This is a genomic window from Luteibacter sp. NPDC031894 (genome assembly GCF_050273135.1).
Lineage (GTDB): Bacteria > Pseudomonadota > Gammaproteobacteria > Xanthomonadales > Rhodanobacteraceae > Luteibacter.
The window spans coordinates 245,884-267,790 of record NZ_JBNNMV010000005.1; the positions used below are offsets into that span (position 1 = coordinate 245,884).

Consider the following 21,907-nt stretch of genomic DNA (forward strand, 5'->3'; position numbering starts at 1 on the left):
GTTCCTCCTTCCCTGGGGCGACGTTGCCCGCTATCTCAAATCCGTGGCTTGCTGTTGTCGCTGTTGCTGTTCCATGCGGCGTTTCTGGACCGCTTGTTTAAGGGCTTCAATGCGCGCTCGCTGCAGCGCGTCGTCGCCCTGCCGGGGCTGTTCTGTTCTCGCCGTGCCTGCCGTAGCAGGACGCGGTAGCGAGGGGCCTGTCATGCCGGACGGCTGCCGCTCCACGTGCACGCCATTACCAGCCGCGGGCTGCGGTCGACCTGGCACGGGCGCCTGGCCCGGCGGCATGGATGGCATGCCTGCGCGCTGCGCGTCTTTCGTCAGCGGATCAGGCGCGGCCACCTTGAGAGTGAGCTCGCGGCGTTCACCGCCACTTTCGAAGACCGCGCTGCGTGGCGAAAGGGTGGCGAGGGTCCAACGGCCGTCACCGAGCGTGCCGCCTTCCTTGACCCGCACCGTGCTGTCCTTGCTCCGGTCGCGCAGCAAGGCCATGTGCAAGCCGGGCGTGACGATGATGCCTGTGAGCTCGAGGTCACCGATGTTGCCGGTGTCGTCACCGGCGTCCGCCATCGCCGCCGGCTTGCGATCCGCCATGAACAGGGGACGCTGCCAGACTTCGGCGAAACGGCCGAGTGGCGTGGGCGTCGGCATTGCCACCGGACGCGCGGCGGGTAACGGCTCCGGCGTGCCCGGCGCCTCCCATCGCACGCCGCGGCCGACGCCCAGCAGCAGCGAAGCGACCAGGGCGGCGAGCACCACCGCCACGGTCGCGAGCACCGGCGTCAAGCGACGTTGACCGGCGGCGTTCATGACGCCGCCTTCGGCGCGCGCGCCGCATGGATGTAGCCGGACACGGTGAACTGGACTTCCATCGGCGCCGCCGCGCCCGCACGGGCCGCAACGGGATTGCGATAGATGCTGAAGTCTTCGATGAAGAGGTAGGGCGTTTCTTCCTCGATGTCGTGCAGCACGGCGGTCATCGGCTGCATTTGGCAGCGCAGGCTGATGTTGACGGTGACCTTGCGATAGGGATCGCCGGCCTTCTCCTGGCTCGGCACCGGCATCTTCTGTACGACGTCGCAGGCACCGTCCTCGCGATGGGCCGCCGCGACGTCGACAATGCGCTGCATGAGGCCCGCGGCCGCGGCGTTGGCGTCATCGCCAGCCAGGAAGGCGTCGCTATGCGTCTGACCCTGCTCAAGGGCCGCCAGGCGCTTTTCCAGCTGCGGCCGTTCGGCAATGGCCGCGGCATACCGGCGATGGGTATCGCGCAGGTCGTCCATTTGGTCGGCGATCGCCAGTTGCGGCGCCACGAACCACCAATGGACGAGGGCGAAGTAACCGGCAACGAGCACGACCAGCAACAGCAGGAGCGCGGCGACGCGGGATTCAGCGGGCTTCATGCGCATTCGCGGTCTCCGGCTTCGGCATCAATGCCTTCGCCTGCATGTAGAAGCGCTCCTTGCCGGAAGTGGGGTCGGACTGGATCGTGCCCTGGAAGCTGGGCTCGCCGATGGTGCGGGCCCCCTTGAGCGCGTCGATGAGCCGTGCGGCTTGTGGGCTCTGGCCCTGGAAACCGAGTTGGCCGGTGCCGTTGAGCGTGAAGCGCTCGAGCCAGGTGTCGTCGGGGAGGCGGTGGGTCAGTTCTTCCAGCACCGGAAGGATGGAGGGGCTCTCCGTCTTCTTGCGGGCGAGGAATCCCGATGCGCCGGCACTGTCCATCAGTCGTTGCCTCAAGACCGACACCCGCTGCGCGTCGGCGCGCATGGACTCGACGGTGGCGCTCATGGTGTCGAGGGCCGTGTTCCTGTTGTGCAGCCAGCCGACCATGCCGGTGAACACGAGCAGCACGATCACCGCGGCCAGCGCCGCGTTGAGACGCCGGCGCCGGTCGACACGGCGGGGCGCCCGCGCCGGAGGAAGGAGGTCCAGACCGGCCAGGGCATTGCCTTGGGCCACGTCCACGCGGTCGGGATGGATGCCGAGCGCGGCAAGTTGGTCGAGCAACGGGTCGAGCGTCGAGCGCGGCGTGGCCGCTAACTCAGCGATGAAGCGGCCCTCCGCGGCGGTTTCGCCGAGTTCGCGGACGCCATAGTGGATGTCCTCTGCCCGGAAAGGTGTCTGGCGGTCGAGATCGAAGCCCACCACCTGGCGCAGGTTGTCCCGCGCCGCGAGCGGAAGGACGAGCCGGCGGCGCAGTACGTGCGCGGCCGGAAGCACCAGGGCGACGCGCCGGTCCATGGGATCGGCTTCGGCCAGCGCGTGCGCGAGCACGCCGGCGCGATGCTCCGGACCGTCGACGTCGGCGACTTCCGCGAGGCTCGCGGTTTCGCCCGCACGACGCAGTCGCCAGCCCGCCTCACCGCGCTCGATGGCATACCAGCGCTTGCCACCCGCGAACGCCAGGCGCCAGCGAACCGGCACGAGCGGTGCGAGTTCGCCGCCCCACCAGTGCAGGAAGCCAGGCAGCGCGCTGCCTCGCCAGGCTCGGCGCAGGCGGTCGAACTGTAACTGGGAGGCTTCCTGCAATGTCGTCATTCAGCGTCTCCTTCGCGCCAACGCAATACGGCGTAGGGCTGGTTTCCCGATCTTATCCCACGTAGTCGGATGGTCGATGTAAGGGAACTCCTGGTTCCGTCGTCAAGGATCGCTTCCGCACGTATCGTGTGCGTGACACCGTTGCCCCCCGCGACGACGCCGCCATCGGCCTGGCCTCGCTTCGCGAGGATCGCATCGGCGCCGGCGCGACCGAGCCCGGGAATGGCCGCGAGCGCCAGCGCCTGCGCATGCTCGCTGTTCGGCCGCTCGCGGCCCGACCAGATGGTCAAGGCAGGTGCCACCGCGCTCCAGGTCTTCGCATCCATGCCCAGCACCATCCGCGCCTCCTCGACCGTGGCGAAGGGGCCGTTGCGCGGTCCGTAGCCGACGCCGGCCGCGTCGTACTGCGGCTTCTTCGCACCGTTGGGCGATGCCGCGTCGCCGGGACGGCGCCAGTCCTGGATGGCGGAGGACAGACTCCGGGCCTTGTCGTCCGTCGCCCCTGCCGCCTTGAAGAGGCCGGTCAGCACGTCGCCTGAGGCGGCGTTCAAATCTACCTTTCCGTCTTCGTCGACGATCGTGATCGTCACCTTGGCGTCGTCGAATTCGAACAGGTAGCTGCGGCCATCGGCGATCCAGCGCGAGCCGATGTCGCGTCCCTGCAAGCCCTCGATGGCACGCATGACACCCGCCTCGGCAGCATAGTGGGCCCGCGTCTGTGCGTACTGGTAACGCGCCTGCAGGCCTTCCGTGCGCGCCAGCGCGGCGAAACCGCCCAGCATGATGGCCAGCAGCGTGCAGCCCCACAGCACGATAAGGAGAGCAACGCCTCGGTCGCGACGAGCCATCATCGGGTTATCGGTCCATGCGGCAGGCGCCCGGCGCTAAAACCGTTGCGCGACGCGGACGGATCGATCCGCACCGGCGCCAGCATCATCGGGAAGGCGACATTGCCGTCCAGCTCGAGGTCGACGCGAACCAAGGACGGCGTACGGCGTGCGTCGGGCCATTCGTCTTTCCAGTCACCCGGCCTGTTCTGCTCGTCCATGCCGCGATAGGCGAAGGCGCCTTTGCGGATGCCGCGCAGGAGCACTTCCGGCTCGCCGAGCGGTTGCGGATCGCTCCCATCGGGCGGCAACAGGGCCAGGCGCACTTCCAACCGGTACCCCGAGTTGCCGTCCTCGACCAGCGAGACCATCTGCAACTGCGGACCGAGCCGCGAAAGGTAACCCGGCAGAGGTGCGACGAAACGCAGCGAATGGTTGTCGCCCGCGAAGACGATGGGATCGCCATCGTCGGTCTGGTCGAAGGGCACCACCAGCGCCTGTGCCAGTTCGCCGCGGAGGAAATTCTGCGCGGATCGGATCTCGTCCATCCGCTCGATGGCGGCACCGCCGCTGCGAACGATGCGCGTGGCGGTACTGATGCCCGAATACACGCCGAGCAACACGATCGTCAGCAGGGCGAGCGCCGCCAGCACCTCCATGAGGCTGAAACCGCCGGCGCGCCTCATGGCGAGTTGCCTCCGCCGGAGCCGGCGAGGCGCAACGTGGAGAAACGGGCATGGCGCTCGCTACCTTCCTGGCCCCACATGACATCGAGGTCGAGGCGGTACATCCCGCCAGAGGCCCCATCGTCTCCCGCTGGCATGTCACCAGGAGGCTGGTAACGGCTGACGTTCATGCGCCAGCGGTAGGTGTCGTCGAAGCGGCCATCGCTCGCGCCTTCCTGCACCGGCTCCATCACGAATGCGCCGTCGAGCAGCGAACGAGCACGCAGCGCGGCCTGGGTGCGTTCGTTCGCCCGCGCGGTGAGGCTGAGCGAGCTGCCCGCCACCTGCATGAGTGCAGCGAATGCGATCGCGAGTACTGCAATGGCGGCGATCACCTCGAGCAGGCTGAATCCGCGCTGGCGAGGACGCGGCGTCATCGCGTGTCCACCACGCTGACGGCGCCCGTAAGCCAGGTGACATTGACATGCCATTCGCGCTGGCCGCGCTTGAGGGTGATGCGCCCACCGGTGGAACTGCCGTCGGGAAAGAAGCGGATACGGCCCGTGCTGGCGTTGGCTTGGTCTTCGCGCGCACTGGTGATCGATACCCGCATGTCCTTCGGCAGGTGGACGTCGTTCTTTCCCGGCGCCTTATAGGTCGATGCCGCGGTGTCCACTTCCAGCGCCAGGGCCTGTCCGCGCACGATCGACTGCGCGCGCGTCCAACGAAGCGCGGCCGCCAGTTCACCGCTCGCGGCGTTGACGCGAGCGCTGGCGAGCCCTTGCGTGACTGGAATTGACACGGCCGCAGCGGCGATGCCGATCAGGAGGATCACGGCCAGCATCTCGAACAGTGTGAATCCTCGTGGGAAGCGCGCCGGCACGCGAAGGGACCTTGCGGCAGGTCCGTTCGCGCGCCAGCGCGCTTCCCACGCACGCATCACCGGCGTCTCCCTTCTTACTGCCAGTTGCCGGCATCGGCCGAGTAGCCTTCGCCGCCCGCCTTGCCGTCCTGGCCGTAGAACACGAGGTCGAAGCTGCCGTGCTCGCCAGGATAGCGGTAGCCGAAGGGATGGCCCCACGGATCCTTGAGGTCCGATTCCTTTGCATACGGCCCTTGCCAGTTGCCCGCATCGGCCGGCTTGCTGGTGAGGTCTTCGAGCGCATGCGGAGGGGTGCCGTTATCGAGTGCGTAATTCTCGATCTTCTGGCCCAGCGTGGTGAGCTGGGCCTTGCCCGCGCCGTACTTGCCCTTGTCGACGTTCTTGCCCACCTGCGTGACGACGATGGCCCCGATGATGCCGATCAGCACGATCACGGCGAGCATTTCCAGCAGCGTGAAGCCGCGGGCATGGCTGTGGCGGAGAGTATGGTTCGCGCGCATGGAAAGCTCCTTGGAACGATTGATCAATTGATGTTGCTGGTGAGGCTGAGCAGCGGCAGCAGGATCGCCGCCATGATGAATGCCACGAGGACCGTCATGACGATGGTGAGCGTCGGCACCAGCGCGGCGAGCAGTCGGTCGATGGCGCGCTTGGCCTCCACGTCGAACGTGTCGGCGACCTTGAGCAGCATGGCGTCCAGAGCACCGGCTTCCTCGCCCACCTGGATCATCTGCAGGGCGAGGCGTGGGAAACGTTCCGTCTGCGCCAGCGCGGCACCCAGGCCCGCGCCACCTTTCACGCGGTCGGCCGCCTGCTCGAGGGCGAGGTCCAGAGCGCGGTTGCCGGTGACCTGCCGTGCGATGGCGAGCGACGAGAGCAGTGGGACGCCGTTCTTCAGCAGCGTGCCCAGCGTGCGCGCGATGCGCGCCGTCTCGACTTTCAACAGCAGCGGCCCCGCCACCCGCATCGTGAGGAGGCGGCCGTGGAAGGCGAGCTTCGTATCCGGATCGCGCAGGCGCAGCCGTAGCACCGTCGCCAGCACGGCGAGCAGCCCGACGATCGCCCACCACCAGTCGCTGATCGCCGTACCCATGGCCAGCACGACCTGGGTGATGAACGGGATGGGCACCTGCATGTCCGCGAAGATCGGCACGAACTGCGGCACGACGTACGCCAGCAGCAGCACGAGCGACCCAAGGACGCCGACCATGAGGAAGGCCGGGTAGATCAGCGCGTTGATGATGCTGCCGCGCAAAGCCTGCGCGCGCTCGAGGTAGTCGGCCAGCCGGCGCAGGGTCTCGTCGAGCGAGCCGCCGGCCTCGCCCGCGCGCACCAGGCTCACGTAGAGGCGAGGGAACACGCCGTTTTCTTCGTCCAGTGCCGTGGACAACGTGGTGCCGCCGCGTACGCGATCGCGGATGCGCTCCACCATGTTCTTCGCGCGCTCGCCCTCCGGCAGGTCGAGGAGGATGCCCAGCGCGCGATCGAGCGGCTGGCCCGCGCCGAGCAGCGTGGCGAGCTGGTGGGTGAACTGCGCGAGCTGGTCGCCCGTGAAAGGCCCCTTGCGGAACATGGCGGCTAGGCCGCTGCCAGTCGATTCACCATCGGCGGGCGCGGCTTCCAGCGGCGTATGGCCCTGGTCGTGCAGGCGCGCGACCACGTCCTCCACGGACGTCGCCTCCATCCTTCCGGAGAGGACTTCGCCGGCGGCGCTGATGGCTCGGTAGCGGAACTGGCTCATGCGCGTCGGCCTACGATTCCTGCGTGACGCGCAGGACTTCCTCGATGGTGGTGATGCCGGCCACCGCCTTTGCGAGGCCGTCCTCATACATCGTGCGCATGCCTTCGGCGCGCGCCTGGCGCTCGATCTCGCCCGCGTCCGCACGCTGCATCACGAGCCGGCGCAGCGGGTCGCTCATCACCAGGAATTCCATGATTGCGCGACGTCCGCGATAGCCGGTGGGATTGGCGGCGCTCGAGCCGGGCTTCCACAGGCGGATCGGCCGCTCGTCGGTGTATTTGTGCAGTTCGAATTGCTCGATCACCTCGGGCAGTGCCTCATAGGGCACCGCGGTTTCCGGATCCAGGCGTCGCACGAGGCGTTGCGCCAGGATCCCGTTGACGGTGGAGCCGAGCAGGTAATCCTCCACGCCCATGTCGAGCAGCCGTGTGATGCCGCCCGACGCGCTGTTGGTGTGCAATGTGGACAACACGAGATGGCCGGTGAGCGCCGACTGGATGGCGATGCGGCAGGTTTCCAGGTCGCGCATTTCGCCGATCATGATGACGTCCGGATCCTGGCGGACGATCGAGCGCAGCGCGCCGGCGAAATCGAGGCCGATCTGCGGCTTCACCTGGATCTGGTTGATGCCTTCGATCTGGTACTCGACCGGATCCTCGACGGTGATGATCTTCACGTCGGGCGTGTTGATCTGCGACAGCGCGGTGTAGAGCGTGGTCGTCTTGCCCGAGCCCGTCGGGCCGGTGACGAGCAGGATGCCGTGCGGACGATCCAGCACCTCGACGAAGCGGCCGCGGAAGTTGTCGGTGAAACCGAGGGACGCGAAATCGAAGACCACGGATTCGCGATCGAGGATGCGCATGACCACGGACTCGCCGAAGCTGGTCGGCACGGTGGAAACGCGCAGGTCGAGCTCCTTGCCCTGCACGCGCAACTGGATGCGGCCATCCTGAGGAAGGCGGCGCTCGGCGATGTTGAGCCGCGCCATGATCTTCACGCGCGAAATCACCGCGGCGGTCGAACTCGAGGGCGGCGCTTCCACTTCGTGCAGCACGCCATCGATGCGGTAGCGCACCTTGAGCCGGTTCTCGAACGGCTCGATGTGCACATCGGAGGCACGTTGTTCGACCGCGCGTTGCAGGATGAGGTTGACCAGGCGAATGACTGGCGCTTCCGAGGCGAGGTCGCGCAGGTGCTCGACGTCGTCCTCCACCGCGGCGTTGCCGTCCAGGCTCTCGACGATGCTGCCCATCGCCGACCTGCCCTGCCCGTAATACCTTTCGATCAGGTCGTCGATCTCGGAGCGCAGCCCCACGCGGAGCTGGACGTCGCGGCCCGTTGCCAGGCGGACCGCCTGCAATGGATAGGGATCGGCGGGATCGGCCACGAGGAGGACCAGCCCGTCGTCACCTTCGCGAACCGGGACCACGTGGTACTGCTTGAGGAAGCGGACCGAGAGTTCGGTGTCCGCGGGCGGCAACTCCGGTGCGTCCTTGGCCGCCAGCAGGGGGAGTCCGAGGAGGTCGGCCCACGCGTCGGCGAGGTCCCGTTCCGACACCAGTCCTAGCCGGGCCATCAGGGCCGTGAGCGTCCCTTCGGGCGTTTCGTCGTGCAGGCGGCGGGCCCGCGCGAGGTCGGTGTCCTTCAACCGGCCGTGGGCGACCAGGTGCGCGCAGACCTGTGCCTCGCCGGGTTCGCCGGTGAGCATGTCCCTGTGCTCGGTCATCGCAGACATGCCATCTCCACACGGTCCGTTGATTGCGTCGTCCGTCGCGATCGTTCCTGACCGTACGGGCCGCTATTGGTAGCACATACCGTGCGTCGACGGCGACCGCGACGCGCGCGTTCCGCGACGTGGCGCAAAAAGGAAAAGCCGGCGTTGCCGCCGGCTTTCAAGGACTTGGCGGCGCCTTGTAGGGCGCCGCCGGGCTCATTACCAGCCAACGCCTACGCCAACGCCGCCGGAGCTTTCGCCGCCGCTGATCGCGGCGCCGAAGGTGACGGTCGCATTCGGGGTGAGGCTCCGCGAGTAACCGACCGACAGCGCGCCCTGACCCTTGTAGCCGCCGACGCCCACGCCGAGCCGGTTGTCGCCGTTCACACCCTGCGTACTGAAGGCCATCTGGGACATGGCGGCCCCCATCGCGCCCACCTTGTTCAGGCGGTCGTTGAGGTTGTTGAAGCGGTGGTCGACGGTGCGCTTGTACTCGTCGAACGCACCGCCGCTGACCACGTCGCCGAACTTCTGGTCGGTGTAGGCCTTGGCGCTTTGCAGCGTCGTGGCGTCGCCCTGGTCGGAGTAGGACTTCGCGGTGGCCACGGCCTGGTCGACCTGGCTCACGTTGGCGGCGTCCGTCGGCGCGGTACCCGCGGCGACGTTGGTGATCGGCGCACCGCCGCCATCGACGGCCGCCGGGGTGATGGGCAGCGCCGCGGCCGCGGGAGCCGGAGCCCCGGTCGCGGCAGGCGCGGGCGCCACGGCGGCGGCCGTCACCGCGGCCGCGACCTCCGGCACCGCGGTGGGCGCCGGCGCGGAACGGGCTGCGATCGACGGTGCCGCGGTGCCGCTACGCGGCAGCGCGGCGCCGGGCTTCGTGCCGCCGCCCGACTGCGTCTCGAGGGCACCGACGCGATTGCCGAGCGATGAGAGCGCGCCATCCAGGGCTCCCACCGCGTCGCCTACCGAGCCGTAGGAACCGCCCTGCACCCGGTACACCGGCCCGACCAGCCCGTTCGCACCCATGGTCGCACCGCCACCGAGGGCCATGGCCACGGCGTTGCCCGCCGCGCCGGACGTTCCCGAGAAGGCGCTGGTCAAGGCGCTGTTGAGCTGGCCAAGGTTCACGGCGTCTGTCGTTTGGGTACCCGCCGCCACATTCGTGATCTGGCGATTGTTACCTGCACTGCCCACCGAGACGGTGTTCGCCCGGGTGGCGAGCGAACCGCTGCCGAGCGCCACCGAATTCGCCGCCAGCGCCCTCGCGCTGTCGCCGATCGCGGTGGACCCTGCGGCACTGGCGGTTGCAAACGCACCGATCGCCGTGGCCGATTCGTTGCCCGCGGAGGCGAAGGCACCGGAAGCCGTGGACAGGTCGCCCGTTGCGCTGCTGCCCGCACCCGTGGCCGTCGCGAGTTCGCCAGTGGCCGAGGCGTCATCCGAGCCGTCCGCCGCGCCCGTCGCAGACACATAGTGAGCGGCCGAACTGACGCTGTCGGCCAGCGTATCGAGCTGCCCCTTGTTCACCGCATCCGTGGTTTGCGTGCCGGCAGCCACGTTGGTGACCTGCCGCTCGGCACCGACATCGCCCACCGAGACCGTGTTCGCGCGGTTGTTGAGCGAGCCGGCACCCAGCGCCACCGAGTTGTCGGCATGAGCGGTCGCCGATGCGCCGATCGCCGTGCTGTCGATGCCGTCCGCCCAGCTGTTCCAACCGAGCGATGTCGCGTAGTCCGCCGTGGCCCAGGCACCGGCGCCGAACGCGGCCGCTCCCGTGCCCGTCGCCTGCGCCGGGATGAAGCCGAAGAACGTGGTGCCACCGACGGCCACGCTTTCGTCGCCGGTCGCCTGCGCGCTCTCGCCCACCGCTGTGCTGCTCACGCCCGTGGCCGCACTCAGTGTGCCGACCGACGTCGAGTAGTCGCCGATCGCGTTCGCGACCGCACCCACCGCCGTCGACTGCGCGCCGCTGGCGAAGGCACCCACGCCGTTCGCCGTGGACGCGAAACCTTCCGCGTTCGCGCTCGCGCCCACCGCCGTGCCACCGACACCCGCGCTGGTCGCGCCGGTTTCCACCGGGACACCGCCGTTGGTGATCAGCGGATTGCCGTCTTCATCGACGGCATTGCCGCCGACCGCCACGCTTCCCGGACCGTCGGCTATGGCACCCGCGCCGTAGGCCACACTGTTCTGGCCGGTGGCCACCGCGCCATAACCCGTCGCCGTCGACTGCGTGCCGGTCGCGACAGCGCCCGAACCGAAGGCACTCGCACCCTGCGCACCCGCGAAGGCACCCGAGCCCGCCGCCGTGGCCTGCTCGCCCACCGCCAGCGCATCGTCACTGCCATCGTTCAGGCCATTGGCCTTGAAGTAATGACTTGCATCGCTCACGCCACCGGCAACTGCGTCGAGCTGGCTCTTGTTCACCGCGTCGGTGTCTTCCGTGCCCGCGGCCACGTTCGTGACCTGCCGCTCGGCACCGACATCGCCCACCGAGACGGTATTCGCGCGGTTGTTGAGCGAGCCGGCACCCAGCGCCACCGAGTTGTCGGCATGAGCGGTCGCCGATGCGCCGATCGCCGTGCTGTCGATGCCGTCCGCCCAGCTGTTCCAACCGAGCGATGTCGCGTAGTCCGCCGTGGCCCAGGCACCGGCGCCGAACGCGGCCGCTCCCGTGCCCGTCGCCTGCGCCGGGATGAAGCCGAAGAACGTGGTGCCACCGACGGCCACGCTTTCGTCGCCGGTCGCCTGCGCGCTCTCGCCCACCGCCGTGCTGCTCACGCCCGTGGCCGCGCTGAGCGTGCCGACCGACGTCGAGTAGTCGCCGATCGCGTTCGCGACCGCACCCACCGCCGTCGACTGCGCGCCGCTGGCGAAGGCACCCACGCCGTTCGCCGTGGACGCGAAACCTTCCGCGTTCGCGCTCGCGCCCACCGCCGTGCCACCGACACCCGCGCTGGTCGCGCCGGTTTCCACCGGGACACCGCCGTTGGTGATCAGCGGATTGCCGTCTTCATCGACGGCATTGCCGCCGACCGCCACGCTTCCCGGACCGTCGGCCATGGCACCCGCGCCGTAGGCCGCACTGTTCTGGCCGGTCGCCACCGCGCCATAACCCGTCGCCGTCGACTGCGTGCCGGTCGCGACAGCGCCCGAACCGAAGGCACTCGCACCCTGCGCACCCGCGAAGGCACCCGAGCCCGCCGCCGTGGCCTGCTCGCCCACCGCCAGCGCATCGTCACTGCCATCGTTCAGGCCATTGGCCTTGAAGTAATGACTGGCATCGCTCACGCCACCGGCGACCGCGTCGAGCTGGCTCTTGTTCACCGCGTCGGTGTCTTCCGTACCCGCGGCCACGTTGGTGATCTGCCGCTCGCTACCGACGTCGCCCACCGAGACGGTGTCCGCGCGATCAGCCGTCGAATTCGCACCGATCGCCACAGCGTTGTCCGCGAGGGCCCAGGCATTCGCGCCCAATGCGGTCGAGCTGTCGCCCAGCGCCCAACTGCCCGTACCCACCGCGACCGCGTTCGCGCTCTCCAGGCCGAACAAGGCGAAGCCGGTTTCGGCGTAGTTGCCGATTGCCACGCTGCCCTCGCCCGCCGCACTGGCGCCGCCGCCGATCGCCGTCGATCCGGCGCTGTACGCCGCGGAACCGTAACCCGTCGCCACCGATAGATCGCCATCGGCGAATGCCTGGGAACCGTTCGCGACCGCGCCAGCGCCCGACGCTTGCGCGAGGAAACCGGTCGCCGTCGCCTGCTCGCCCTGGGCGAACGCCGCCGTGCCGAGTGCGGTGGCGAACTGTCCTTCGGCCTGTGCGCTCGCGCCGACCGCCGTGGCCGCGAGGCCGGACGCCGTGGCGGGGCCGACGGCCTCGCCCGTGGCGGTGTACGTGATCAACGGATTGCCGTCTTCGTCCAGCGCTTGTCCGCCAATGGCGGTCGTGCCGTTCGCCGACGCCTGCGCGCCCGAACCATACGCCGCGCTGTTCTGCCCGGAGGCGACGGAACCGTAGCCCGTGGAGGTGGCGAATTGCCCTGTTGCCACCGCACCCGAGCCGATGGCGCTCGCTCCGGTGGCTCCGGCGTAAGAACCTTGACCGGTAGCGGTCGTGTAATCGCCGCTGGCGAAGCTGCCCGCGCCGATGCTCGAGGCACCCGTCCCGTCGGCGATCGCGCCGTGGCCGTTTGCCGTGGATTCGTCACCGGAAGCCAGGCTGCCGGCACCCGTCGACGTGGATCCCGCACCCGAGGCTTCGGCGTTCGCGCCCACCGCCGTGCTGTCCTCCGCCGTCGCGGCGGCCAGACCACCTACTGCCGTCGCATTGGCCGCCGCCGCATAGCTGCCGCTGCCGATGGCGGAGGCGAAATCGCCGTCCGTCGCGGCCGCCGCGCCGACCGCCGTCGACTGCACGCCGCTGGCCGTCGTCTGCGCACCCAGCGCGCTGGCACCGAGGTCGGACGCCGTCGCGCTTTCTCCCACGGCGGTCGTGCTCTCGGCGTTGGCCCAGCTGTTCCAGCCCAACGCCGTGGCGTAATCCGCCGTCGCCCAGGCGCCCGCCCCAAAAGCCGCGGCGCCCGTGCCTGTCGCCTGTGCCGGGATGAATCCGAAGAACGTGCTGCCACCCACCGCGACACTCTCGTCGCCGGTAGCCTGCGCACTTTCGCCCACGGCGACGCTGCTCGCGCCGGTGGCCGAACTCTGTGTACCGACGGCCGTCGAGTAGTCGCCGATGGCATTCGCCACCGCGCCGAAAGCCGACGATTGCGCACCGCTGGCGAAGGCACCCACGCCGTTCGCCGTGGACGCGAAGCCTTCCGCGTTCGCGCTCGCGCCCACCGCCGTGCCACCGACACCCGCGCTCGTTGCGCCGGTATCCACCGGGACACCGCCATTGGTGATCAGCGGATTGCCATCTTCGTCGACGGCATTGCCGCCAACCGCCACGCTTCCCGGACCGTCGGCCACGGCACCCGCGCCGTACGCCGCACTGTTCTGGCCGGTTGCCACAGCGCCATAACCCGTCGCCGTCGACTGCGTGCCCGTCGCCACGGCGCCGCTGCCAAAGGCGCTCGCACCATCGGCCCCGGCGAACGATCCGGAACCCGATGCCGTTGCGTATTGTCCTGTCGCCAGCGCGTCGTCGGAGCCGTCGCCATTGCCGGTCGCCTTGAAGTAGCGCGTCGCGTCGTTCACCGATGCGTCGAGCTGACCCTTGTTGACCGCGTCGGTGTCTTCCGTGCCGGCCGCCACGTTGGTGATCTGCCGTTCGCTGCCGACGTCGCCCACCGAGACCGTGTTGGCGCGGTCCGTGTAGGAACCCGCGCCGAGCGCGACCGAGTTGTCGGCTCCCGCTATCGCGGATTCGCCGATCGCCGTGCTGCTCACGCCGTCCGCCCAGCTGTTCCAGCCCAATGCGGTGGCGTAGTCATTGGTTGCCCACGCGCCGGCACCGAAGGCCGACGACGCATAGCCCGCGGCCTGAGCCGGAATGAAGCCGAAGAACGTGCTGCCGCCGACCGCCACACTCTCGTCGCCGGTGGCTTGCGCGCTCTCGCCCACGGCGACACTGCTCACGCCCGTGGCTGCGCTTTGCGTGCCGACCGCAGTCGACAGGTCCCCGATGGCATTCGCCACCGCGCCGAAGGCGGACGATTGCGCACCACTGGCGAAAGCGCCGACGCCGCTCGCGGTGGACGCAAAGCCGCTGGCGTTCGCGCTCGCACCGACTGCCGTGCCGCCGACACCGGCGCTCGTCGCGCCCGTATCCACCGGCACGCCACCGTTCGTGATCAGCGGATCGCCATTCGCGTCCACGGCCACACCGCCGACCGCGACGCTGCCCGGGCCCTCGGCCTGTGCACCGGCACCATAGGCCGCGCTGTATTGACCGGTCGCGACGCTGCCGTAACCACTGGCCGTCGCGTTTTCGCCCGTCGCCACCGCGCCGCTACCGACGGCACTCGCCCCGTTCGCACCGGCGTACGCGCCCTGGCCGACCGCTGTCGTGTAGTCGCCGCTTGCAAGGCTGCCTGCGCCGAAGGTCGAGGCACCGGTGCCGGTGGCGATCGCACCGTGACCGTTGGCCGTCGATTCGTCGCCGTCGACCACGCTGCCCGCGCCCGTCACCGTCGAGCCGCTGCCCGTCACCGCGCTGTTCGCGCCGACCGCCGTGCTGTCGTCGCCATCGATGGTGGCCGCGCTGCCGACGCCTGTCGCATTGTCTCCCCAGATGGAAGTGTTCGATCCGTAGGCCGACGCGTTCTCACCCCAGACGAACGAATTCGTGCCAACCGTCGTGGTCTGCCCGCCGATCGCCGCGCTGCGGTAACCCACCGCCACCGCGCCGACGTCCAACGCCCCCGCGACCGCACCCACCGCCGTCGCGTTCAGATGGTCCGCCGTGCTCGACCAGCCAAGCGCCGTCGTGTAGTCCGCGGAGCCCCAGGCACCGTTGCCGAATGCTGACGAGCCGACGCCGCTGGCGAGGGTGGGAACGAAGCCGCCGTAAGCGGTGCCACCGACGGCGACGCTTTCCTCACCCGTGGCCTGCGATGTCTCGCCCACGGCGACGCTGCTGATGCCGGTGGCCGCGCTCTGCGTGCCGATGGCCGTCGAGTAGTCGCCGATGGCATTCGCCACCGCGCCCACCGCCGTCGCCTGCGCACCGCTGGCATAGGCGCCGACGCCGCTAGCGGTCGACGCGAACCCGCTCGCGTTCGCGCTTGCGCCCACGGCGGTACCGCCGACACCGGCGCTCGTCGCACCGGTGTCGACTGGCACGCCTTGGTTCGTAATGAGTGGGTTGCCGTCTTCGTCCACGGCGACGCCGCCCACGGCGACGCTGCCCGGGCCAGCAGCTTGCGCGCCTGCACCGTACGCCGCGCTGTTCTGTCCTGTCGCCACGCTGCCGTAGCCGGTTGCCGTGGCGTTCGTTCCCGTCGCGACCGCGCCGCTGCCGGTGGCGGTGGCGCCGTCGCCATTGGCGAAGGCGCCCGAGCCGGACGCCGTCGCGTTCTGGCCGGTCGCCAGCGCGTCGTCGCTCCCGTCACCGAGGCCGTTCGCCTTGAAGTAGTGGCTGGCGTCACTCACGCTCGCGGAGAGCGCGTCGACGTCCTGTGCGACGCCGTCGACGGTCTGCGTCAACGTATCCACGCGGTTGGAAACGCCCGTCACCGTTGTGGAGACCGTGTCCAACTGGCGCTTGTTCACCGCGTCCGTCGATTGCGTGCCGTCGGCGACATGCACCAGCTGGCGATCTTCGTTGACCTTGCCGATCGATACCGTGTTGGCGCGGTCGGCGATCGAGCCGTCGCCGAGGGCGACGGAATTCTTTGCCGTGGCACGTGCACCGGTGCCGATGGCTGAACTCGCGGAACCGCTCGCGTACGCCGATGCGCCGATGGCGACGGCGCTGGTGCCGATGGCACGGGAGGCTTGGCCGGCCGCGGTGGACCATAGCCCGAGCGACTGCGCATCGTTGCCGAGCACCACACTGTAAGCACCATCGCTGCGCGCCTTCGTACCGACCGCGCTGCTGTAGTCGCCTTCGGCCTTCGCTCCGGTACCGCAGGCGAAGGCATCCGCGCCCTTCGCCACCGGCGCCTTGCCTTGCAGGCCAAGCAGGTAGCCTCCGCAGACGTTGCCCGCCTGTGCCGTCGGGCTGCCCAGCGCCAGCATCACGCCGGCGGCCAGGGGCAGTGCGGCCAAGGCGGCGCGGAGGCGTCGGGAGGTACCGCCTTTGCCGCGGGCTCGCGCCAGTTCCGACGCCACGACGAGAATGCCGAGGGATGTGTTCCAGACCTTGCTGTAGATGGTATTCACGTCAACCTTCCTCCCAGATGTCCGCTGATGAGCGATCGATGCGCGGGCGCGCGGCGCGCTGCCCGTCGCCAGTCCGTCGCGACCGCGGCGGACGATGTGTCTGTGACTGCTTTCCCCTGGCCCCGGACCGTCGAATACAACGAAGTATTCTGGGACCCGCGGCGCATGCCCCTTGAAAGTCGAGGCCCCGGCGAACCGGGGCCTCTTGCCGTCAGAGCGTGTAGGCGCCCAGGACGGATACCCCGGAGTACGCCTTGACGCCCTTGACCGTCAGCGTCCAGGTCCCCGCCGCCGGCTTGCCGGCCGTGAACGGTTCGCTGTTGCCCGGGCGATTCGGCTGGTCCTTCACCGTGCCGCTCGGATTGGTCACGGAGATCGAGACATCACCCGAGCCTCCGTACGTGCGCAGCGTCAACGTCTTCGCGTTGGCCGGTACGGTGAGCAGGTAGACCGTGGAGGCACCTGCCGCACCCTGCTGACCATTGAGCGCCACGTTGTTGTTGAGCACGATGCCCGGAGGCGCCGGCGGCGGACCCCACTCGTCGTACTGCGCCTGGGTCTGTGCATCGCCGAGGCAGGCGTTGAGGCTGGATGCCTGTCCGGCCGTGATCAGCCCGTCGGCCGCAAGCTGTGCGGCGTAGGCCGTGACACCGGCGCGATAGGCACCCACGTCGTCCGCGTTGCCCGCGATGATCTTCGCGTTGGCGATCACGTTGGCACCGATGACCATGCCGCCCGGCACGAGCTTCGGAATCCCCGTGTCGCAGCTCAGCAGGAACTGGTTGCCGCGATCGATGCCCCAACCGATGTCGTCGAACAGCGCAGGCGTGAGGTCGAGGTCGATCTCGCCACGGAGATCCTGGCTGATCGCGTACTCCATGAGCGCGTTCGGGGTCAGGCGGGTGTCGTAGTGCGAGAACGACGAACCACCCGACAGGACAGTCGGCGCGTAGATCAGCACGCCGTCCGCGTTCGTGCCGGACAGGCCGGTGCCCTTGGCGACGGCGCCGGTGAGACCGGTGAGGTTGGCCTTGAGCTTGTCGCCATCGACCTGGTTCACCAGGATCACGGGGATCGTGACCGGCGAGGCCGGCGTACCACCGGGCGTCACCGCCGCGGGCTGGTTGTTGGCGAGCAGGACGGCGGTGGCGCCGGCTGCCTGGGCGTTCAGCGATTTCACCGTGAAGTCGCAGGTGCCGCGATCGATGAGCGCGACCTTGCCGGCGATCGCCGAAGCATTGGTGATGGCGGCGCAACCGTCGTTCGGCACCGCCCGGACAACGCTGCCCGAGAAGTTCGCAGCCGTGGCGGTCGGGCCGAAGGCGGCCTGCGCGAACTCGTAATCGCCGACGGCTCCCGCCGGGGCGGAAACGCGGTACACGTCGGGCTGGCTGAGGGCGAGCGGTGCCTCACCGACCACGGTCGGACCGGAGAACGCGAGGTGGCCGTCGTCTACCGCGGCCGTGACGCGTTGCACCGGGGTCAGTGCGTCCCAGTAGACGCCGTTATGCTTGACGAAGGTGCCATAGATGTCCGGATGCGAATCCGCACCGCCCGGGAAGTCCTCGCCGGTCTGCAGGTCCGTGAGGCCCAGGAAGCCGAGGCCGTGGGCCATTTCGTGCAGCACGACGTTGAGGAAGTCGATCTGCCCGTCGGGCACCTGGTGGTCGAGGCCCATGTACCACTTCGAGCCTTCGATACAACCGGGTGAACCCAGCGCGCCGTTGAACTGGCTCTGGATGTCGGCATTGCCCGGATCGAGGTCTTCGCCCGCCAGGGCGTCGGCCTCGGGACCGGCGTACCAGGTGTTGGCGATGGCGCCCGCCGGCAAGGTGGCGCCGGCATCGAACGTGAAGACGGACAGGGGGCCGGACGAGCCGAGCACGCCACCCGTGGCGTCGCATTCGAGCGGCTCGAAGGTGGCGTTATTGATGATGGTGACGTTGCTCTTCAGGTAAGCGCCGTGGATGTCGGCAGCGAACTGGAAGACGTTGAGGGCTTGTTGACCGAAGGTCGTGCCGGGGTTGCCGCCCACGGGTGTGGCGGGCGTGTGGTCGTCGAGGCCCTGGCCGGTGCCGACGTCCTGGTTGACGATCTTGATCTCGGCGGCGGTGGCGCTCATGGCACCGCACAGTCCGGCTGCGAGAAGGGCTGAGTAGAGCAGGCCGCGGCGGATCATCGGGTGGCCTCCGGTGCCTTGGGCGCAGCCTGCGCGCCGTGGTCGTCATGGTGGATGGTGAGGCTGCCGTCCGCCGCGCGCGTCGCGACGACGCTGCTCATCCGCTCCTGCGGCAGGCGCATGCCGGTGGCTTTCGCGCCGTTGCGGAGGGTGACCTTGCGGGCCGTCTTCACGGCATCGGCGTTAGTGCGCGGCTGCCCGGTGAGTGCCGAGACGCGGCTCTGCCGGACTTGTGCCGCTTTTGCATAGGCCGCCCGCTCAGCGGCGGTCGGTGCGCGTACCTTGCCGGTTGCCGGATCGATGGCGACGACCTGCAGGCTCTGCCCGGCCGCGGCCTTGGGTGCTGCCTGGGTGGAAGGCGTATCGGCGGCATAGGCCGCTCCCGCCACGGTGAACATGCCCGTCAGCACGAGACCCAAGGCCTGTGCCAGTGTTCGTGAAGTCATTACCAGTACCTCCCTAGTGCGGCGCCGGGACCCCTCCCTGCACGCCCACCGACGAAGACCCCCTCGCCGGCGTAAACACTCGAGGATTCGACGTTCCCCTCAACGCCAACCCAATGCTGCCCACCGCCGCGCAAGGCGCGACGGCGACGATTCATGACGTGAAGAGGTCCATCGGACCGGTGGAGACATCGGGCGCGGGGCCCTGGATGGGCGAAGCCTTGGCTGGCTTCGCGGCGGAACGGTTTACCATCTGCACTACCCCTTGCCACGTGGTACTGCCGCAGACGACCTCCCGGGCCGTCTTCCCTTTTGATGTCCTGGTGGACATCCCCTGCCGAAAAAAGGTGGTCTCGCGATCCTTACTTGCCGTGGTCCCCCGCGTCGTCTTCTTGACGACGGTCTCTGGAACGTAGCAGCAAGAAAAAGCGATCGTCAATCTTTTGACGCGCCATTTCGGATCGTCCTAACGGCCTATGCTGAAACCTCGGCGAAAGCTTGTTCGGACGTCCATATGCTTTCCAATTCATGGCCTTGCGTGCCAATAACGCGCGTGAAGGCGAACTTCACACCCTCAGCAACGCGAAAGAAAACATGGACTTGATCGACATCGGCGCCAACCTCACCCACGAATCCTTTCGTCAGGATTTTGACGATGTCCTGACCCGGGCGAGCGCTCATGGGGTCGGCAAGATGGTGGTGACGGGCGCGTCGCGCGAAGGCAGCGTCCACGCCCTCCAGATCGCCCGCGCGAGCGGAGGCCGGCTCTTCGCGACGGCGGGAGTCCATCCTCATCACGCCGTCGACTACGACGATCGGACCGACGCCCTCCTTCGCGAACTGGCTCGTGAGCCGGAAGTCCGGGCGGTCGGCGAAACGGGACTGGACTACAACCGCAACTACTCGCCGCGGGACGTCCAGCGCGACGTCTTCGAGCGGCAGCTCGAGATCGCGGTGGAGGCAGGCAAGCCGCTGTTCCTCCACCAGCGCGACGCGCACCACGATTTCCTCGCCATCCTGAAGCGCTACCGCGACCGGGTCCCCGCGGCGGTGGTGCACTGCTTCACCGACACGGGCGAGGCCTTGCGCGATTACCTCGACCTGGACTGCCATATCGGGATGACTGGCTGGATCTGCGACGAGCGCCGCGGTGCGCACCTGCGCGAGCTCGTCAAAATGATCCCGGCGAACCGGCTGATGCTGGAAACCGATTCCCCTTACCTCCTGCCGCGCACGATCCGGCCCATGCCCAAGGACCGGCGCAATGAACCGATGTACCTGGCCCACATCCGCGACGAGGTCGCGCGGGATCGCGGGGAAACGCGCGAGGCGCTGACCGAGGCGACGACGCGCACGGCGACTGCGTTCTTCGACCTGCCTGTCTGACGACGGGATGGATCAGCCGGAGTGCAATCCCGTCAGCGCCGCTTCCGCCAGGTCCACTTCGCGCGCGAGGGTGCGCAACGTTTCATCGTTGATCTTGTTGCCACGGCGCAGTTCGGCGAGCTCCTTCCGCTCCGCGCGTAGCGCCGCCAGTCGCATCGCCCGTTCGGTGCCGGCCTCGGCGCGCGCCTTCTCCGGCACATCGCCTTCCTCGCCCGCCGCTTCCAGGCGCTGCTGGTAATCCGCCATCACGCGCGCAGCGACGCGCGAGGCTAGTGCGATCGCATTCTCGTCGCCCTCGCCCTCGACGCGTTTCTGTTCGTTTGCGATGCCACGCAGTGCCGCTTCCGCCGTGAGCGCGCGCGTCTTGCGTTCCTCGCGCACGCGCGGGTCCTCCCCATCGAGTTTCAAGCCACGCACCAGCAGTGGCAAACCGATGGCACCGAAGACCAGCGTGCACAAGATCACGCCGGTCGCGAGGAAGATCATCAGGTCACGCGTGGGAAACGCCACGCCTTCGCTTTTCATGAGCGGCAGCGAGAGCACGCCGGCCATCGTGATCGCACCACGCACGCCGGCGAGCGCCGTCGTCCAGACCAGGCGCGTGCCTGCCCTCGGTCGTTTCTCGCCGCGATGCCAGGCACGCATCAGCACGAAGCGCAGCGAGACCCAGACCCAGATAAAACGGAGGACGACGAGGGCAAGCGTGATGGCCACCACGTAGACAGCGAGGTGCCACGTCTCACCGCCACCGGCCTGGCGGATATCGATGGCCACGTTGTCGATGATCGCCGGCAATTGCAGGCCGAGCAGCAGGAAGATAAGGCCGTTGAAGATGAACTCCACCATCGACCAGACCGCCCCGTTCTGCACGCGCGTGGCGACGTAGCCTCCCTTCGACACGTCGGTGTGGTTCATCGTCATCCCGGCCGCCACCGCCGCCAGGATGCCGGAGACATGGAAGTGCTCGGCAAGGAGGTAGGCAGCGAAGGGGAGGATGAGCACGAGGCCGACCTGACTCGCGGGATCCACCTCGCTGGCCCAACGGATGAGGCGCCGCCGGACAACACCGAAGACGAAACCGACGAAAGCACCGGCAACCACGCCGCCGAGTGCCTTCACCGCGAAATCGCCCGCGGCCGAAACAAGCGAGAACTTCCCCGTGAGTTCCGCCGCGACGGCGAACTGCAAGGCGACGAGACCGGATGCATCGTTCAACAGCGCCTCGCCCGACAAGACATGCATGAGGCGCGGCGGCATCTTCGAACCACCGGTGATCGACGTCACCGCCACGGCATCCGTCGGCGACAACACCGCGGCGAGCGCGAACGCCACGGCCAACGGCACGGTGGGAATCATCCAGTGCACGAAATAGCCGATACCGAGAATGGTGAAGAACACCAGGCCGATCGCCAGGGCCAGGACCGGCCGGCGCAGCAGGAACAGTTCGCGTTTCGGTATGCGCCAGCCGTCGGCGAACAACAGCGGCGGAATGAACAGGAGGAAGAACAGTTCCGGATCGAATTCGACATGCATGCCGAAGGGCCGCGCAAGCAGCGCGCCCAGCGCGATCTGCAGGAGCGGCAACGGCAGCCGTAGCGGAAGTATCCGGACCACCGCCCCCGACAAGGCGACCACGAGGAGGAGGACGAGAATGGTGATGACGAGATCCATGCGCGGACGCTAACGGCGAGGTCAAGCGTA

At 68.6% G+C, this 21,907-nt stretch carries 15 protein-coding genes; 1 reads left to right on the top strand and 14 read right to left on the bottom strand.

The window, feature by feature from the left end; genetic code table 11:
- Nucleotides 1-30 precede the first annotated feature (30 nt).
- The 13 genes from ACQKIE_RS14795 to ACQKIE_RS14855 all read right to left on the bottom strand — a co-directional run bounded on the left by ACQKIE_RS14795 (nt 31) and on the right by ACQKIE_RS14855 (nt 18,823).
- On the bottom strand, nt 31-810 hold the full coding sequence (locus ACQKIE_RS14795) for a hypothetical protein (protein ID WP_427460403.1): 780 nt from the start codon (nt 808-810) through the stop codon (nt 31-33).
- Complete coding sequence (gene gspM, locus ACQKIE_RS14800) at nt 807-1,409, bottom strand: type II secretion system protein GspM (RefSeq protein WP_427460405.1); 603 nt, start codon at nt 1,407-1,409, stop codon at nt 807-809. The genes ACQKIE_RS14795 and gspM overlap by 4 nt, the downstream gene beginning before the upstream one ends.
- On the bottom strand, nt 1,390-2,538 hold the full coding sequence (locus ACQKIE_RS14805) for a PilN domain-containing protein (RefSeq protein ID WP_427460407.1): 1,149 nt from the start codon (nt 2,536-2,538) through the stop codon (nt 1,390-1,392). Before ACQKIE_RS14805 ends, gspM begins: the two co-directional genes overlap by 20 nt.
- Nucleotides 2,535-3,389 carry a general secretion pathway protein GspK gene (locus ACQKIE_RS14810; protein WP_427460409.1) on the bottom strand — a complete coding sequence of 285 codons (855 nt, stop codon included), beginning with the start codon at nt 3,387-3,389 and terminating at the stop codon, nt 2,535-2,537. The genes ACQKIE_RS14805 and ACQKIE_RS14810 overlap by 4 nt, the downstream gene beginning before the upstream one ends.
- Nucleotides 3,386-4,051 carry a prepilin-type N-terminal cleavage/methylation domain-containing protein gene (locus tag ACQKIE_RS14815; protein ID WP_427460411.1) on the bottom strand — a complete coding sequence of 222 codons (666 nt, stop codon included), beginning with the start codon at nt 4,049-4,051 and terminating at the stop codon, nt 3,386-3,388. The genes ACQKIE_RS14810 and ACQKIE_RS14815 overlap by 4 nt, the downstream gene beginning before the upstream one ends.
- Nucleotides 4,048-4,467: a prepilin-type N-terminal cleavage/methylation domain-containing protein gene (locus ACQKIE_RS14820; RefSeq protein WP_427460413.1), complete on the bottom strand. Its 420-nt coding sequence runs from the start codon at nt 4,465-4,467 to the stop codon at nt 4,048-4,050. Before ACQKIE_RS14820 ends, ACQKIE_RS14815 begins: the two co-directional genes overlap by 4 nt.
- Nucleotides 4,464-4,970 carry a GspH/FimT family pseudopilin gene (locus ACQKIE_RS14825; RefSeq protein WP_427460415.1) on the bottom strand — a complete coding sequence of 169 codons (507 nt, stop codon included), beginning with the start codon at nt 4,968-4,970 and terminating at the stop codon, nt 4,464-4,466. The genes ACQKIE_RS14820 and ACQKIE_RS14825 overlap by 4 nt, the downstream gene beginning before the upstream one ends.
- 17 nt (nt 4,971-4,987) lie before the next feature.
- Nucleotides 4,988-5,413: a type II secretion system major pseudopilin GspG gene (gspG, locus tag ACQKIE_RS14830; protein WP_427460417.1), complete on the bottom strand. Its 426-nt coding sequence runs from the start codon at nt 5,411-5,413 to the stop codon at nt 4,988-4,990.
- A gap of 23 nt (nt 5,414-5,436) precedes the next feature.
- Nucleotides 5,437-6,654: a type II secretion system inner membrane protein GspF gene (gene gspF, locus ACQKIE_RS14835; RefSeq protein ID WP_427460420.1), complete on the bottom strand. Its 1,218-nt coding sequence runs from the start codon at nt 6,652-6,654 to the stop codon at nt 5,437-5,439.
- A 10-nt stretch (nt 6,655-6,664) separates the two neighbouring features.
- Nucleotides 6,665-8,380, bottom strand: a complete 1,716-nt coding sequence (gene gspE / locus ACQKIE_RS14840) for a type II secretion system ATPase GspE (protein WP_427460511.1) — start codon at nt 8,378-8,380, stop codon at nt 6,665-6,667.
- Between the two features lie 207 nt (nt 8,381-8,587).
- The gene (locus ACQKIE_RS14845; RefSeq protein ID WP_427460422.1) at nt 8,588-16,198 is read right to left on the bottom strand and encodes an ESPR-type extended signal peptide-containing protein; all 7,611 of its coding nucleotides are present in this window, start codon (nt 16,196-16,198) and stop codon (nt 8,588-8,590) included.
- A 211-nt stretch (nt 16,199-16,409) separates the two neighbouring features.
- Entirely contained in the window at nt 16,410-18,377 is a 1,968-nt protein-coding gene (locus ACQKIE_RS14850; protein ID WP_427460424.1) for a PA domain-containing protein, read from the bottom strand.
- Nucleotides 18,374-18,823: a post-PEP-CTERM-1 domain-containing protein gene (locus tag ACQKIE_RS14855; protein WP_427460426.1), complete on the bottom strand. Its 450-nt coding sequence runs from the start codon at nt 18,821-18,823 to the stop codon at nt 18,374-18,376. The genes ACQKIE_RS14850 and ACQKIE_RS14855 overlap by 4 nt, the downstream gene beginning before the upstream one ends.
- A gap of 591 nt (nt 18,824-19,414) precedes the next feature.
- Between ACQKIE_RS14855 and ACQKIE_RS14860 the strand changes: the two genes are divergently transcribed.
- Complete coding sequence (locus ACQKIE_RS14860) at nt 19,415-20,206, top strand: TatD family hydrolase (RefSeq protein WP_427460428.1); 792 nt, start codon at nt 19,415-19,417, stop codon at nt 20,204-20,206.
- Nucleotides 20,207-20,218: 12 nt separating this feature from the next.
- On the opposite strand, the gene ACQKIE_RS14865 is transcribed toward ACQKIE_RS14860, so the two are convergent.
- Nucleotides 20,219-21,877, bottom strand: a complete 1,659-nt coding sequence (locus tag ACQKIE_RS14865; RefSeq protein WP_427460430.1) for a Na+/H+ antiporter — start codon at nt 21,875-21,877, stop codon at nt 20,219-20,221.
- Nucleotides 21,878-21,907: the final 30 nt, after the last annotated feature.